Source organism: Flavobacterium sp. K5-23 (genome assembly GCF_023278045.1).
Taxonomy (GTDB): domain Bacteria; phylum Bacteroidota; class Bacteroidia; order Flavobacteriales; family Flavobacteriaceae; genus Flavobacterium.
The window spans coordinates 1,457,646-1,472,214 of record NZ_CP056783.1; the positions used below are offsets into that span (position 1 = coordinate 1,457,646).

The following is a 14,569-nucleotide window of genomic DNA, read 5'->3' on the forward strand; positions in this document are numbered from 1 at the left end:
AGTAATGGAATTTGGAATTTGTGTTTTGTTTTTTTATTTCGCTCTTTCAGCGTAAACAATATAGTATCTAGGTGTAATAAGTCTTAAAAAAGGACGAAAACCTATTTTCTTGACTGGATGAGTGAATTTTACTTTATCAATAATTTTCCAACCTGTTTTTTCTAACAGCCAGTCCAGTTGCCAATCCTCAAATTCGTGGTAATGTCTGTCCCACATATCTGTTTTGCTTCTGTAGGCAGGTGAAAACCACAGGCGCAACGGAATCGAAATTAAAAGCTTGTCTGATTTAATTTCGCTTAAAATAGTATATGGATTCAATAAATGCTCGAAAATTTCAAATGCTGTAACTACATCTTGTTTCTCTTTGGAAAAAACCGATTGGTCAAGGTCTAAATCTTCACCTGTGGTATTCTTTACGGAATAACCGTCAGCTTTCATTATTTTGGAAAAAGGATTTTCTACTCCTAAATCTAAAATAGTTTCAGATGTTGAGATGTGTTTGTTTAAAAATTCTAAAGTATGTTTGAATCTTTTATTGGGAAACGTTTTTTCGTACATAGTATTGCGAGGAACGAAGCAATCTCTCGTTCATATATTTAATTAGCAAGGCAAATATACAAAGATAAATTATTGTTTTTGCCGTTTTTTAGTCCAAGCCTAAAACTTGTGGGGAAATGAAAAATCCACACTTAAAACGAGGTTTTTTAGTGTGGATTTAAGGAATTTTCTATACCTGATTCTCATCGGGCAAGAATTATTTAATATCGATATACAAACGCATTGACATTCATACCTGCTCCTACAGAAGCAAATATTAAAACATCTCCTTTGTTTAATTCTTGATCTTTTATTTGCCCTCTTACCATAAGGTCAAAAAGGGTTGGAACCGTTGCAACACTACTATTACCCAGTTCATGGATACTCATAGGCATAATTCCTACTGGAGGTGTTTTTCCGTATTGTTTGTAAAAACGGTGTATTATAGCCTCGTCCATCTTTTCATTTGCTTGATGAATAAGTATTTTTTTAACATCATCAATTTCGATTCCGCTTTTTTCTAAACAGCTTTTCATTGCAGCGGGAACAGTGTTTAACGCAAATTCGTATATTTTGCGCCCGTGCATTTTAATGTATCTGGTGTCAGGATCTAAGTCGGGGTTGTATGATTTTCCAAAAAACAAATAATTGGCTTCATCCATGGCATAAGTGGCACTTTCGTAAGAAAGCATTCCAGTTTCATTATCTGAGGCTTCAACAATAGAAGCACCGGCACCATCCGAATATATCATAGAATCCCTGTCATGCGCATCTACTACTCTGGATAAAGTTTCTGAACCTATAACCAAACAACGTTTGGCCATTCCTGACTTGATATAGGCATTTGCCTGAAGCACACCTTCTATCCATCCCGGACACCCAAAAAGGATATCATAGGCTACACATTTAGGGTTTTTTATTTGTAACTTGTTTTTAACTCTTGTGGCTAAACTAGGAACCATATCAGATTGATTTGTACCGCATTTCACATCCCCAAAATTATGTGCGAAAATGATATAATCAATTGTTTCTGGGTCAATACCTGCACTCTCTATTGCTTTTTGAGAAGCAAAAAATGCCATATCCGAAGAGGTAAAATGATCATCAGCGTAACGCCTTTCATCAATTCCGGTTATACCTTTAAATTTATTGATGACGATATCATTTGGATAACCAAAAGCGGATCCATCTTCATTTAAAAAAACATGATTACTAAAGTCTGTATTGCTTACTTTTTTCTCAGGAATATAACTTCCTATTCCAGTTATTTGTATTTTCATCAGTTTATGTCCAAAAAATTTAGGCTAATTTATGTATAAAATATTTATTACAGCCATAAAATATACTATGCGTGCATATAATTATGAAATAATATTATTTTCCTCAATTTACTGATAATATTTGAATCAGAAGTGTGATTTTTTTGTTTTTATTCGAAAAAAACACATTCGTAAAAATTTTCAAATACGATTTTCAACAATTTTTTATTTAAGTGTCAAAATTTAAATGCTTTAGGTATTGCAAAAAAAATGCCTCGAAAGTATCGAGGCATTTTAAATTAAATATTAAAAATCTAGTTTTCCATGTAAGCCTCAATAGGCGCACAAGAACAAATTAAATTTCTATCACCATAGGTTTCATCTACTCGACGAACACTTGGCCAAAATTTATTATCACTTACATACTCTAAAGGATATGCTGCTTTTTCTCTTGAATAAGGTAATGTCCAAGTATCAGCAGTTAGCATCGCTAAAGTGTGTGGTGCATTTTTCAATACATTATTTTGCTCGTCTATTTCTGATTCTTCAATTTCTTTACGAATAGCAATCATAGCGTCACAAAAACGATCTAGTTCCCCTACATCTTCAGATTCTGTTGGTTCCACCATCAAAGTTCCTGCCACAGGGAAAGAAACTGTAGGAGCGTGAAAGCCGTAATCCATTAAACGTTTAGCAATATCAGATACTTCAATACCTTTTACTTTAAAGCCTCTACAGTCTAATATCATTTCGTGAGCTGCTCTTCCTTTTTCACCAGAATATAAAATAGGATAATGTTCCTCTAGACGCGCTTTCATATAGTTTGCGTTTAGAATTGCATATTTAGTGGCATTAGTTATTCCTTCAGCACCTAACATACAAATGTATCCGTAAGAGATTAAACAAACTAAAGCAGAACCATAAGGAGCTCCAGAAATTGCAGTGATTGCTTTTTCTCCACCCACTTGAACTAAAGGGTTACTTGGTAAAAACGGAACTAATTTTTCGTTTACACAAATTGGTCCTACACCTGGTCCACCACCTCCGTGAGGAATAGCGAATGTTTTGTGTAAGTTTAGGTGACAAACATCAGCACCAATTGTAGCTGGATTTGTTAACCCCACTTGCGCATTCATATTAGCACCATCCATATATACTAAACCACCATTGTCGTGAATGATTTGTGTAATTTCTCTAATGGCACTTTCAAAAACCCCATGTGTAGATGGGTAAGTTACCATTAAACAAGACAATTGGTCTTTATACTGAATTGCTTTTTCTCTAACATCTTCTACATCAATATTTCCGTTTTCCATTGTTTTGGTAACGATAATTTTCATTCCAGCCATTGCAGCCGAAGCAGGATTTGTTCCGTGAGCCGAAGCAGGAATCAAACAAACAGTTCTTTGGTCATCACCTCTTGATTGGTGATAAGCACGTATCGTCATTAAACCGGCATATTCCCCTTGTGCACCTGAGTTAGGTTGCAAAGTTGTTCCGGCAAAACCAGTGATTACATTTAATTGATGCTCTAATTTCTTAAGCATTTTAGTGTATCCTTCTACTTGATCTAATGGTGCAAATGGGTGAATTGTGTTCCAGTAAGGCATACTTAATGGTAACATTTCAGCAGCTGCATTCAATTTCATAGTACAAGAACCCAATGCTATCATTGAATGATTTAGCGATAAATCTTTGCGTTCTAATTTTTTGATATAACGCATCATACTGGTTTCAGAATGGTATTTGTTAAATACTTCATGCGTTAAAAATTCCGATTTTCTGTTTAAAAGCATCGGATAATTATTTTCTAAAACATATTCCGAAACTTCAAAAGCTTCTTTCCCTAATACCTCTGCGAAAATGGCAATTACTTCGTTAACATCACTAAATAAAATCGTCTCATTTATAGAAATAGAAATCGTTTCATCATCGATGTAGAAGAAATTCACTTCGTTTTTCTCAGCAATTGCTTTTACTTTTTGAGCGTCAGCTTTTACTACTATTGTATCGAAAAAAGCAGTGTTTGTTTGGTAAACACCTAACTTGTTTAATGCATCAGCTAGTGTTGAAGCCATCCCGTGCACTTTGTCAGCGATATATTGTAATCCTTTAGGACCGTGATAAACAGCAAACATTCCTGCCATAACTGACAATAATACTTGTGCCGTACAAATATTTGAAGTCGCTTTTTCACGTTTAATGTGTTGTTCACGTGTTTGTAACGCCATACGTAACGCACGGTTACCATTAGCATCTTGCGAAACTCCAATGATTCTTCCCGGCATAGAACGTTTGTACTCTTCTTTTGTAGCAAAGAAAGCAGCGTGTGGTCCACCATAACCCATTGGAATTCCAAAACGTTGTGTTGTTCCTACAACTACTGCAGCACCCATTTCTCCTGGAGGAGTTAATTTTACTAAAGATAAAATATCAGCTGCAACTGCTACTTTTATTTCACTGTCACTCGCTTTTTTGATAAAATCAGCATAGTCATAAACTTGACCGTATTTTCCTGGATATTGTAATATCGCACCAAAGAATTCATTCGAAAATTCAAATTCTTGGTGGTTTCCAACTACTAATTCTACACCTACTGGAGCAGAACGTGTTTGTAAAACGGATAAAGTTTGTGGTAAGATTTCTTCAGAAACGAAGAATTTGCATACATTGTTTTTCTTTTGATCTCTTGTACGAACATCAAATAACAAAGCCATAGCTTCAGCAGCAGCAGTACTTTCGTCAAGCAATGACGCATTTGCAATTTCCATTCCGGTTAATTCGATAACCATCGTTTGGAAATTTAAGATTGCTTCCAGTCGACCTTGAGCAATTTCTGCTTGGTACGGTGTGTAGGCAGTATACCATCCTGGGTTTTCAAAAATATTTCTTTGAATCGCTGGAGGGACAATAGTTGGGTGGTATCCTAAACCAATATATGATTTATATACTTTATTAGTACGACCTAATAATCGAATGTGATTTGCGTATTCGTACTCAGTCATAATGTGCTCCAATTCCAAAGGACTTTTTAGACGAATGTCTGTTGGAATGGTTTCATAAATTAGCTGATCTAAAGTTTCAACACCTATGGTTTCTAACATTTTTGGTAAATCGGTTTCCCTTGGGCCTAAGTGTCTTAAAGCAAATGAGTCTGTTTTCATGTATCTATGGTAATGTTGTGTTTTTTTAGTGACGCAAAATTAAGTATTATTAATAATCTAATGCCCATTTTAACATTCATTTTTTATCAAATTTTCAACTAAATGATGTTTTTATGTGTAATTGATTAATTTTGTTTAATGATTGTTTTTAAAAAAATATTTAATTTTTATATCCGAAGCAGTATTCATGTTGCTTTGTCGGTATATGCGTTAGTGTGTATGACGCATTATATGTTTCATATTAAGGACAATGGAGTTATGGCTTGGTTTGCTTTTTTCGGGACAATTGTAGGATATAATTTCGTAAAATATGATGCTTTGGCTAGAGCCAAAAAAAGAAATATGCGCACTGAGCTTAAGTTAATAGCTTTGCTGAGTTTCATTTCATTACTAGGAGTTGGTTTTTATTTTTTCCAACTTAAGTTAATCACACAAATGGTTTCGGTTTTAGTTTTGGGATTGACCTTATTGTATACACTCCCTTTTTTTCCAAACAAGAGAAATGCCAGAAACTGGGCTGGCGTGAAAATTTATATAGTGTCCTTGTGTTGGGTTGGCGTGACGCTGGTCTTGCCTTTGCTTAATGCTGATGTTCCTTTAGGACTTGATTTTTATCTCAAATGCATACAGCGGTTTATATTGGTTTTTGTGCTGATTCTCATTTTTGAAATTCTGGATATGGCTAATGATGATCCGCATTTACAAACTGTTCCACAACAAATAGGGGTGAAGCGGACTAAAATTGTAGGCTTGATGTTATTGCTTCCTTTTTATTTTTTGGAATTTCTGAAAACTGATTTTATCGAAAAACAATTGATTGTCAATCTCGTTTTAGTCATGTCACTTTCATTCTTCTTGGCTTTCGCCAATGAAAAACGCTCTAAATATTACACTTCTTTTTGGGTAGAAAGTATTCCTGTTTTTTGGTGGTTGATGGTGGTTTTCTTTTAAAACCACAGGTTTTTGGCTGCTATTCCATTTTTCAGAATCGAATATTAAATTTTCATTTATTTTCAAAATAATGGGAGTGTTTGAGGGTTTAGAAACTTCAATTCAGTTTCTCTTTGTGTTTTTCAATTCTGTAGTGACAGCACAATGAATGTCTCATATAGCAGAAAATCAACACTTGTTATAGTGGTTGAATTGTGTTCAAATCCAGATTACTAATTGAGGATTATTTTTTTTGAATTTGTATAATTAATGTAGTTGATACTGTTTTGACCCATTTCATGACAAAGAATTCCTGTCTTGTGATATTTTTATATTCTAGATTCTCTTCTTGAAGTATGTTTGATTCAAAAATCAAAAACAGGTAAAATTTGATTCTAATTAATCGATTCAAATACGGATTTATTACTCGATCAATTCTAAGAATTAGGATTATTATTTCCAAGAGATGAATTAATTGAATACAAATAAAAAAACCTTAATCAGTAAAATTTAAAAAAGCAGAAATGAAAAAAAAGATTGTGATATTAAGCATTTTATTATTGTGTATATTTTTTATATTATATAAGTTGTTTTATAATAACCCTAATTACAGCCCAATAAGTAACTGTGAAGCTCAAAGCAGTTGGTTTCCTCATTCTAAAACATTAAGTCCAGTAGAAAATGACGGTTCTAAATTTGTAACTAACTGTGATTTTCACCAATGGTCTTGGCAAAAATTTTTATACCTAACCAGAACGGATTCAAATGGGAAACTTAAATTCGAGAACTTGATTCAAGTCAATAACCACATGAGCCCTATTGGTGCAACAATAGTTTTAGATGATGTTACTCAAGCTGGTACGAGTTCTACTTTATACGATTCGAATAACAAACCAATATATTATTCAATTCATGTAAATGCTTCAATGTATAAATTTACTAACAAATATGTCAAGTTATTTGTAGATTCTTGTAGAGTAAATAAGGATTCCATTAGCCAAGTTAAACTTCATAAATTGGGATTGGATACCTTAACCTATCCTGTTGGTTCCTTCGAAGTTAAAACTTCTTGGATTTTAGCTTCTTCATTGAAAAAAGATAGTGTAGATTATTATATAACTAACGGTAAAATGAAATCAACGGGAGTTTCCACAAGGATTGCTTTGTTAGGAATGCACATAGTTGGGCGAGTAATTAATCACCCTGAGTTTATTTGGGCAACTTACGAACACAGCAATTTAGCTCCAATTGTTAAATGGCCAACTAATCACAAAAAATCGGATACAATTCCTGACTCTACACAAGTGTTAAGTAAAAAACAGCATCTGTTTTATAGTAAAGGGCTTAGGATGAATGAATGTTGTATTAATCCTCCGAAGAAAACGAATCAATCTTTTAATAATATTTTTAGTTTATTTGAACATGGTACTCAGCCGTATTATGCAGGAATTACAAAGGAGGCTAAAAAGCAGGATTTAGATAACTTGGACAATATTCGAAGTATTAATAAAAGTGTGAAGAACAAACTCGATAAAGAAAAAGGAATCTGGAAAAACTATAGTTACACCGGTTCTGTTTGGATTGATCCCAAAGTGTCAAAATTAAAGCCAGGAAACTCGTCAATAGGCGCCTTAAACGCTAAAAATTTAAGGGGTTCTAGAGCAATAAGTAATGTTACTATGGAAACGTATGCACAGTTTGATAACCCTACAACTTCTCGTTCTTTGTTCACTCCCTCAAATTCCATGAACTGTTTTGGTTGTCACGGTACAGCTGATTTTCATTTAAACCAAGGAAAAAACAAGAACGGTTCGGCTAATTATAATCTTGCTTTAAGTCATTTGTTTAGAAACAAGTTAGATACAATAATGAAGATTAAAAAAGATAAAAAATAGTTGCCTTATTTAGGATGAAAAGGAGTCATTTGAAATTGGCTTGTTTAATTAATTAAGATTTGCAATTATGGAAACTTATTTATTTGATTGTTTCATATTTGAATAAATAGGCATCAATTAATTTTATATGAATACTAATAATGAGGGCAGTTAAATCTGCCCTTTTTTTATTTGAATTTTAGAATTATTAGGTAGGCGGAACATACTCCGTTTTTTAAGTTTGGGTTTTATTCTTTTAGTGGAAATACTAAACTTCTTTTTGGGTAGAAAGTTTTCAGGGTTTTGATGGTTGATAGAGACTTACTTCTATATATTTCAATATTGGTGAATACGTTCACTGAGATTTGGGAAATAGTGTGTGTAATGTTTATTTTTACAAATAAAAAAACCGAAGCTCTCACTTCGGTTTAAATTTATAATTATATCAATCCTGCTCTTTTTAATAAAGCATCTGGACTAGGTTCGTGTCCTCTAAATCGTTTATATAAAATCATAGGATGTTCAGTTCCTCCTTTAGATAGAATGTTGTCCTTGAATTTATCGGCGACTTCTTTATTGAAAATCCCTTTTTCTTGAAAGTATTCAAATGCATCCGCATCAAGAACTTCAGCCCATTTGTAGCTGTAATATCCTGACGAGTATCCACCTTGAAAAATATGGGAGAACGAAGTGCTCATTGCATTTTCTGTAACATCTGGATACAATTGCGTATCAGCAAATTGGTCGTTTTCAAATGCTTTTATTGATGTGATTTTCGAAGGGTCTTGTGCGTGCCAACCCATATCCAGTAATCCAAAACTCAATTGACGCATTGTGGCCATTCCTTCCTGGAAATTGGAGCTCTCCTTAATTTTTTTGACCAATTCAATCGGAATCATTTCATTTGTTTGATAATGATAAGCGAATATCGCCAAAGCTTCTGGCTCGTAACACCAGTTTTCGAAAATCTGACTTGGTAATTCCACAAAGTCCCAATACACTGAGGTCCCTGATAAACTTGGATATGTAGTGTTAGCCAATATACCGTGCAACGCGTGACCAAATTCATGAAACAAAGTTGTCACCTCATTAAATGTCAAAAGTGAAGGTTTCGTCTCAGTAGGTTTTGTGAAATTACAAACGATCGAAATGTGTGGTCTTTCATTTGCACCGTCTTTTATGAATTGAGATTTATAGGATGTCATCCAGGCACCATTTCGTTTTCCTTTTCTAGGGAAAAAATCAGCATAGAAAACGGCAACCAAATTGTTGTTATTATCTTTCACTTCATATGTGGTCACTTCGTCATGGTATTTGTCAATTTCGAAAGTTTCTTCAAAAGTGATTCCGTATAGTTTTTGAGCCACTGTAAAAGCACCATCCAATACTTTTTCCAATTGAAAATAGGGCTTTAATTTTTCATCGTCTAAATTGAATAATTCCTGTTTCAATTTCTCCGAATAATAAGCGCCGTCCCATTTTTCAAGTTGCTCGATTCCGTCTAGCTTTTTGGCGAAAGCCGTTAATTCAGCAAATTCTTTTAGGGCAGCTGGTTTTGCTTTTTCCAATAAATCATGAGAAAAAGTTTTTACCTTTTCAGGACTCTCGGCCATTCTTTCTTCAAGGACAAAATGCGCATGAGTGGCATAACCTAAAATCTGGGCTCTGTCAAAACGAAGTTTGGCAATTTTAAGCACGTTTTCTTGATTGTCAAGAGCATTGTTTTGAAAGCCTTTTGATCCAAAAGCGATTGCCATTTTTTTTCTAAGTTCACGGTTATCAGCATATGTGACAAAAGGAACATAACTTGGGTAATCTAAAGTGAAAAGCCAACCTTCTTTTTCTTGGCTTTTCGCCAAAGAACGAGCGGCTTCTATAGTGCCTTCAGGTAAACCGGACAGTTCTTTTTCATCAGTAAGATGCAATTGAAAGGCTTGGGTTTCCGCCAAGACATTTTCGCCAAAGTTGAGGCTTGTTTTTGAAAGCTCTTTGTCTATTTCACGAAGTTTTATTTTTTTGTCTTCAGGTAGATTGGCTCCATTTCTAGAAAAACTTTTATATTTTTCATCCAGTAAAGTAGTCTGTTCTGGGTTGAGGTTTAAATTCTCTTTCTGTTCGAATACTGTTTTTACTTTGGCAAACAAATCAGCGTTAAGGCGAATGTCATTTCCGAATTCTGATAATAAAGGAGAAACGTCCTGAGCTATTTTTTGGATTTCATCATTGGTTTCAGCCGAATTCAAATTGAAAAAAACACTTGAAATTCTATCTAAAATATGTCCGCTGAAATCCAAAGCCTCAATGGTGTTTTCGAAAGTTGGTTTTTCCGTGTTTTGTACTATAGCATCAATTTCCGTTTTTGCTAATGCAATCCCTTCTTGAAAAGAAGGAAGGAAATCTTCATTTTTTATTTTTGAAAAAGGCGCTGTATCGTACTTGGTATTGAATTTTGATGTAAGTAAACTCATTGTGATATGATTAATAACTTTGTGTTTATAATTTAAAAGTCAAATGTAAGGATTTAATAAAATACAGAAGAATAGAATGAAGTAAAATCAGAAAGACTTAAAAGTATTATAATAGAGGACTTTTATAAATAAAACTGGACAACAAGAATTTTACTCTTTTTTAAAAAGCGACACTATACATAAGTTTTTTTTATTTGTATTATAATTTTTTCTAAATTAGAAACTTGGATTATTACTAACAATAATCAAAAAGGATATGAAAAAAATATTTATATTGTTTCTTGTAGTTGCAATGAGTTCATGCGCAACTAAAATTGATTTGCCAGTTTCTTCAATAGTACCGGCAGCTGAAGGTACTGTAAAAGTAACTAAAGACAAAAACAAAAATTATGTGGTTGATTTAGAGGTAAGGCATTTAGCTAATGCTGATCGTTTGAATCCTGCTAAAGCGTTCTACGTAGTGTGGATTGTAAGCGAAGATGGTCAAGCAAAAAACATAGGGAAATTAGTTAGTGGTAGTTCTAATAAAGCATCCTTAAAAAGCACAACTCCATTTCAGCCTGAACAAATTTTTATAACTGCTGAGGATGATGGTTCTATTTCTTGGCCTGGAGGTCAAGAGATATTTCGAACAGAAACATTTAAAGTTAAGTAAAAGAAAAGGCTTCCAGAAACAGTGGAAGCCTTTTTTATAAGTTTTATTTTTTAAGATTGTCAGAAGCTTTATCAACCGCTTCTTTTAATTCTGTTTTGTATTGAATTATTTTGTCTAGGACATTCTTATTTTGACTTCCTATGATTTGTGCTGCTAGGATTCCTGCGTTTTTCGCACCGTTTAATGCTACAGTTGCTACTGGAACTCCTCCAGGCATTTGTAAAATAGACAGCACACTGTCCCATCCATCAATTGAGTTGCTAGATTTTACAGGTACTCCAATAACAGGTAGCGGAGACATTGATGCGACCATTCCCGGTAAATGAGCTGCGCCACCAGCACCAGCTATAATAACTGTAATGCCACGAGTGTGTGCGTTTTTACTAAAATCAAATAATTTTTCAGGTGTTCTATGTGCCGAAACGATATCTACTTCAGTTTCTATGTCGAATCCTTTTAGGATGTCTATGGCGTCTTGCATTACGGGCATATCTGAGATACTTCCCATGATTACGGCTACTTTCATTTTTGTTTAAAGTTTAAGGTTTAAAAGTTTAAAGTTATGCAATGGCAACTGAAAACTGCGACTGAAAACTGATCACTGACCACTGATTACTCTAATCGTGTTCTTCACATCCTCGGCAATTCGTCTTGCTTCTTTGATGTCTTCGTTTACTATTGTTACGTGACCCATTTTTCTAAAAGGGCGAGTTTGTTTTTTACCGTAAATGTGCGGCGTAACACCATTCCATTCTAAGATGGTCTCGATGTTTTCATAAATCACATTTCCTGAAAACCCTTCGGCTCCAACTAAATTCACCATAATTCCAGCCACTTTACTGTCCGTGTTTCCTAGAGGTAAGTCTAGAATGGCGCGTAAATGGTTTTCGAATTGAGAAGTGTAACTTGCTTCGATGGAATAATGACCTGAATTGTGTGGACGTGGGGCAACTTCGTTTACGAGAATTTCGTCGTTCTCGGTTTGGAACATTTCTACTGCCAATAAACCTACATGATTGAATTTTTCAGAAACATTTAAAGCGATAGCTCTTGCTTTTTCGGCAACAGTTTCATCTATACGAGCTGGACATATTACATATTCCACTTGGTTAGCCTCCGGATGGAATTCCATTTCAACTACAGGATAAGTCTTGATTTCTCCTGATGGATTGCGACAAACGATAACTGCCAATTCATTTTTGAAAGGCACCATAGTTTCGGCTATGCATTCTACATTGGGTAGATTATCAAGGTCGGTGTTTTTCCGAATAACTTTTACTCCGTTACCGTCGTATCCAAATTCAGTACATTTCCATACAAAAGGCAATTGGATTTCGTTGTTCTCAACTACTTTTTGAAGAGTAGTTAAATTGTTGAATCTTTTATAGTCAGCTGTAGGAATATTATTTTCTATATAAAAATCTTTCTGAATTCCTTTATTTTGAATTCCTTTAAGTGTTTTAGGGGAAGGGTAGACTTTAAGACCTTCGTTTTCCAATCTCTCTAAAGCTTCAAGGTTTACAAGTTCAATTTCGAATGTAAGTACATCTACTTTTTTACCAAAATTATATACCGTTTCAAAATCCATCAAATCCCCTTTGAAGAAATGATTGCAAGCGATTTTACAAGGAGCCTCGTCACTAGGATCCAGGACGTAAGTTTGAATATCAAATTTTCGAGTGTCAAATAAAAGCATTTTGCCTAATTGGCCACCACCTAATATTCCTAGTTTGAATTCAGAAGAAAAATAATTCATTGTTGCGTTGTTTGTTGCCGGCAAAGATACTTTATAAAGCTTGAATTGGAAAATGCTATTTTATTTTCTTCAATATTTCTCTTGCAATTGCTTTGTATCCAGCTGAATATTTCATGTAGTCATCGTTAAGTATGCGTTGTAAATCAGAATAAATCCACTTGTGTTTTTTACCAAGTTCAAACAATGCCCTGATAGAATAAGCTTTTGGCGCAACTTTAAGATCTTCCTCAATGAGCCAATCCAAACAGCTTTTAATTATTTTTTGCTCTTGGAGTTCAGTTAAAGAAAGGTGTTGTGTTGCAAACATATATGTTTTAGAAACAGACCGTAGTGCACTGTTATTATTGGATTTTGAGTGACTTTGACAAAAACGATCTAGATAATTGATGAGTAAATAAAGTTGATCTTCTAAGACTAATTCGAGAATCCAGTATGCTTTATGGTGGTTTTTGTCTTCTGTATTTAAAGAGAGTTCTAATAAATCAGGATATAAATCAGGGTTGGCTAAAATTAGAGATGCGTTTTCTTGACGGCTCGCCCTATATGCAGTGCTGTTTGATATGTTTTTATAAAGTTTAATATTCATTGTTGGTGTAAAAAAGCTCGTTATTTTTAACTGTATATATTCTTATGGTTTTAAATCTGAATTCTCAATTCAGAAATACCTATCTTTGCACATTATTTTAAATACAAAAATAATGATTCAACTTCACGATAAACAATTTGTTCCGTTTATTTCAGCTAAAGAAATAGAATTTGCAATAGCGAAAATGGTGGCTCAAATAGAAGATGATTTTACTGACGAAACACCGGTTTTTGTGGGTGTTTTAAACGGTTCTTTTATGGTAGTTTCTGATTTTATGAAAGGCTATAAGAAACCCTGTGAAGTCAGTTTTATAAAACTGGCTTCCTATGAAGGGACTTCCTCAACAGATGAGGTAAAGCAATTGATTGGTTTAAACCAAGATTTATCTGGGAGATCTGTTGTTATAATTGAAGATATTGTAGATACGGGGAATACATTAGTTGTTCTCAAGGAATTATTCAAAAAACAAAATGTAAAACATTTAAGAATAGCGACACTTTTCTTCAAGCCAGAAGCATATAAAAAAGATATAAAAATTGATTATATAGGAGTTAGAATTCCTAATAAATTTATAGTGGGTTTTGGTTTAGACTATGATGGTCTAGGTAGAAATTTACCAGAAGTATATCAATTAAAAGAATAACTACGTAATACACAACTATGATTAACATTGTTTTATTTGGGAAACCAGGTGCGGGAAAAGGAACACAAGCTGAGTTTTTAAAAGAGAAATACAAATTAATACACATTTCTACAGGAGATGTATTTCGTTTTAATTTGAAAAATAATACTGAACTAGGTAAGCAAGTACGAGTTTATATGGATGCAGGTGATTTAGTTCCTGATGAATTAACGACTAAAATGTTAATTGATGAGGTAAATAAAAACTTGGATTCTAACGGTATTCTATTTGACGGTTACCCAAGAACAATTTCACAAGCACAAGCTTTAGATGAATATCTTGAAACAATAAACTCAGCTGTAACTGCAACTGTTGCGCTTGAAGCGGATGATGAAATCCTTATTCAAAGATTGTTAGAAAGAGGAAAAACTAGTGGCAGACCTGATGATCAAGATGAAGACAAAATCAGAAACAGATATCAGGAATACAACGAAAAAACAGCTCCTTTGATGGATTTTTATAAGTCACAAGGAAAGTTTTATGCAGTGAATGGTATTGGAACAATTGAAGAAATCACTGAACGTTTAAGCTTAGTGATTGATGAATTAGAAGTGAAAGTAAAAGGATAAGAATTAGCGTTTAGAAATTTCTGATTTCTGAATTATACTCCTAACAAATTTAAAACTTTGGAAATACTAATAATACTTTTTCTAATACT

12 protein-coding genes are annotated in these 14,569 nt (G+C 33.8%); 5 read left to right on the plus strand and 7 right to left on the minus strand.

Translation table 11 applies throughout. The annotated features are described in order from the left end of the window. Positions 1–33 precede the first annotated feature (33 nt). The 3 genes from FLAK523_RS06405 to gcvP all read right to left on the minus strand — a co-directional run bounded on the left by FLAK523_RS06405 (position 34) and on the right by gcvP (position 4,960). Positions 34–558: a class I SAM-dependent methyltransferase gene (locus FLAK523_RS06405; RefSeq protein WP_248907672.1), complete on the minus strand. Its 525-nt coding sequence runs from the start codon at positions 556–558 to the stop codon at positions 34–36. Between the two features lie 200 nt (positions 559–758). Continuing rightward, positions 759–1,817: a 3-oxoacyl-ACP synthase III family protein gene (locus FLAK523_RS06410; protein ID WP_248907675.1), complete on the minus strand. Its 1,059-nt coding sequence runs from the start codon at positions 1,815–1,817 to the stop codon at positions 759–761. Positions 1,818–2,110: 293 nt separating this feature from the next. Beyond that, a complete protein-coding gene (gene gcvP, locus FLAK523_RS06415) occupies positions 2,111–4,960 on the minus strand; it encodes an aminomethyl-transferring glycine dehydrogenase (protein ID WP_248907677.1) in 2,850 nt (949 codons plus the stop codon). A 138-nt stretch (positions 4,961–5,098) separates the two neighbouring features. Here gcvP and FLAK523_RS06420 point away from each other — a divergent pair, with 138 nt between their 5' ends. Together FLAK523_RS06420 and FLAK523_RS06425 are read left to right on the plus strand one after the other, a co-directional pair. Beyond that, positions 5,099–5,911, plus strand: a complete 813-nt coding sequence (locus FLAK523_RS06420) for a hypothetical protein (protein WP_248907678.1) — start codon at positions 5,099–5,101, stop codon at positions 5,909–5,911. Between the two features lie 503 nt (positions 5,912–6,414). Continuing rightward, complete coding sequence (locus FLAK523_RS06425; protein WP_248907679.1) at positions 6,415–7,785, plus strand: hypothetical protein; 1,371 nt, start codon at positions 6,415–6,417, stop codon at positions 7,783–7,785. Positions 7,786–8,204: 419 nt separating this feature from the next. On the opposite strand, the gene FLAK523_RS06430 is transcribed toward FLAK523_RS06425, so the two are convergent. After that, positions 8,205–10,232, minus strand: coding sequence for a M3 family metallopeptidase (locus FLAK523_RS06430; RefSeq protein ID WP_248907680.1), 2,028 nt, complete (start codon positions 10,230–10,232; stop codon positions 8,205–8,207). A 256-nt stretch (positions 10,233–10,488) separates the two neighbouring features. Here FLAK523_RS06430 and FLAK523_RS06435 point away from each other — a divergent pair, with 256 nt between their 5' ends. Beyond that, the gene (locus FLAK523_RS06435; RefSeq protein WP_248907681.1) at positions 10,489–10,887 is read left to right on the plus strand and encodes a hypothetical protein; all 399 of its coding nucleotides are present in this window, start codon (positions 10,489–10,491) and stop codon (positions 10,885–10,887) included. 43 nt (positions 10,888–10,930) lie between these two features. On the opposite strand, the gene purE is transcribed toward FLAK523_RS06435, so the two are convergent. From purE to FLAK523_RS06450, 3 genes are all read right to left on the minus strand, one after another. Further along, positions 10,931–11,413, minus strand: coding sequence for a 5-(carboxyamino)imidazole ribonucleotide mutase (gene purE / locus FLAK523_RS06440; protein ID WP_248907682.1), 483 nt, complete (start codon positions 11,411–11,413; stop codon positions 10,931–10,933). Between the two features lie 72 nt (positions 11,414–11,485). Next, positions 11,486–12,643: a 5-(carboxyamino)imidazole ribonucleotide synthase gene (locus tag FLAK523_RS06445; RefSeq protein WP_248907683.1), complete on the minus strand. Its 1,158-nt coding sequence runs from the start codon at positions 12,641–12,643 to the stop codon at positions 11,486–11,488. 55 nt (positions 12,644–12,698) lie between these two features. Next, positions 12,699–13,229, minus strand: a complete 531-nt coding sequence (locus FLAK523_RS06450; RefSeq protein ID WP_248907685.1) for a hypothetical protein — start codon at positions 13,227–13,229, stop codon at positions 12,699–12,701. A gap of 112 nt (positions 13,230–13,341) precedes the next feature. On the opposite strand from FLAK523_RS06450, the gene hpt reads away from it, so the two are divergent. Further along, the gene (gene hpt, locus FLAK523_RS06455; protein WP_248907686.1) at positions 13,342–13,872 is read left to right on the plus strand and encodes a hypoxanthine phosphoribosyltransferase; all 531 of its coding nucleotides are present in this window, start codon (positions 13,342–13,344) and stop codon (positions 13,870–13,872) included. 17 nt (positions 13,873–13,889) lie between these two features. After that, a complete protein-coding gene (locus tag FLAK523_RS06460; protein ID WP_248907687.1) occupies positions 13,890–14,480 on the plus strand; it encodes an adenylate kinase in 591 nt (196 codons plus the stop codon). Positions 14,481–14,569: the final 89 nt, after the last annotated feature.

What these genes read in the sequence shown, in the direction of transcription:
- FLAK523_RS06445 (WP_248907683.1), bottom strand. Translation starts at nt 12,643, where the DNA reads ATGAATTATTTTTCTTCTGAATTCAAACTAGGAATATTAGGTGGTGGC.
- FLAK523_RS06420 (WP_248907678.1), top strand. Translation starts at nt 5,099, where the DNA reads ATGATTGTTTTTAAAAAAATATTTAATTTTTATATCCGAAGCAGTATT.
- FLAK523_RS06425 (WP_248907679.1), top strand. Translation starts at nt 6,415, where the DNA reads ATGAAAAAAAAGATTGTGATATTAAGCATTTTATTATTGTGTATATTT.
- FLAK523_RS06435 (WP_248907681.1), top strand. Translation starts at nt 10,489, where the DNA reads ATGAAAAAAATATTTATATTGTTTCTTGTAGTTGCAATGAGTTCATGC.
- FLAK523_RS06460 (WP_248907687.1), top strand. Translation starts at nt 13,890, where the DNA reads ATGATTAACATTGTTTTATTTGGGAAACCAGGTGCGGGAAAAGGAACA.
- FLAK523_RS06430 (WP_248907680.1), bottom strand. Translation starts at nt 10,232, where the DNA reads ATGAGTTTACTTACATCAAAATTCAATACCAAGTACGATACAGCGCCT.
- purE (WP_248907682.1), bottom strand. Translation starts at nt 11,413, where the DNA reads ATGAAAGTAGCCGTAATCATGGGAAGTATCTCAGATATGCCCGTAATG.
- gcvP (WP_248907677.1), bottom strand. Translation starts at nt 4,960, where the DNA reads ATGAAAACAGACTCATTTGCTTTAAGACACTTAGGCCCAAGGGAAACC.
- FLAK523_RS06405 (WP_248907672.1), bottom strand. Translation starts at nt 558, where the DNA reads ATGTACGAAAAAACGTTTCCCAATAAAAGATTCAAACATACTTTAGAA.
- FLAK523_RS06450 (WP_248907685.1), bottom strand. Translation starts at nt 13,229, where the DNA reads ATGAATATTAAACTTTATAAAAACATATCAAACAGCACTGCATATAGG.
- FLAK523_RS06410 (WP_248907675.1), bottom strand. Translation starts at nt 1,817, where the DNA reads ATGAAAATACAAATAACTGGAATAGGAAGTTATATTCCTGAGAAAAAA.
- hpt (WP_248907686.1), top strand. Translation starts at nt 13,342, where the DNA reads ATGATTCAACTTCACGATAAACAATTTGTTCCGTTTATTTCAGCTAAA.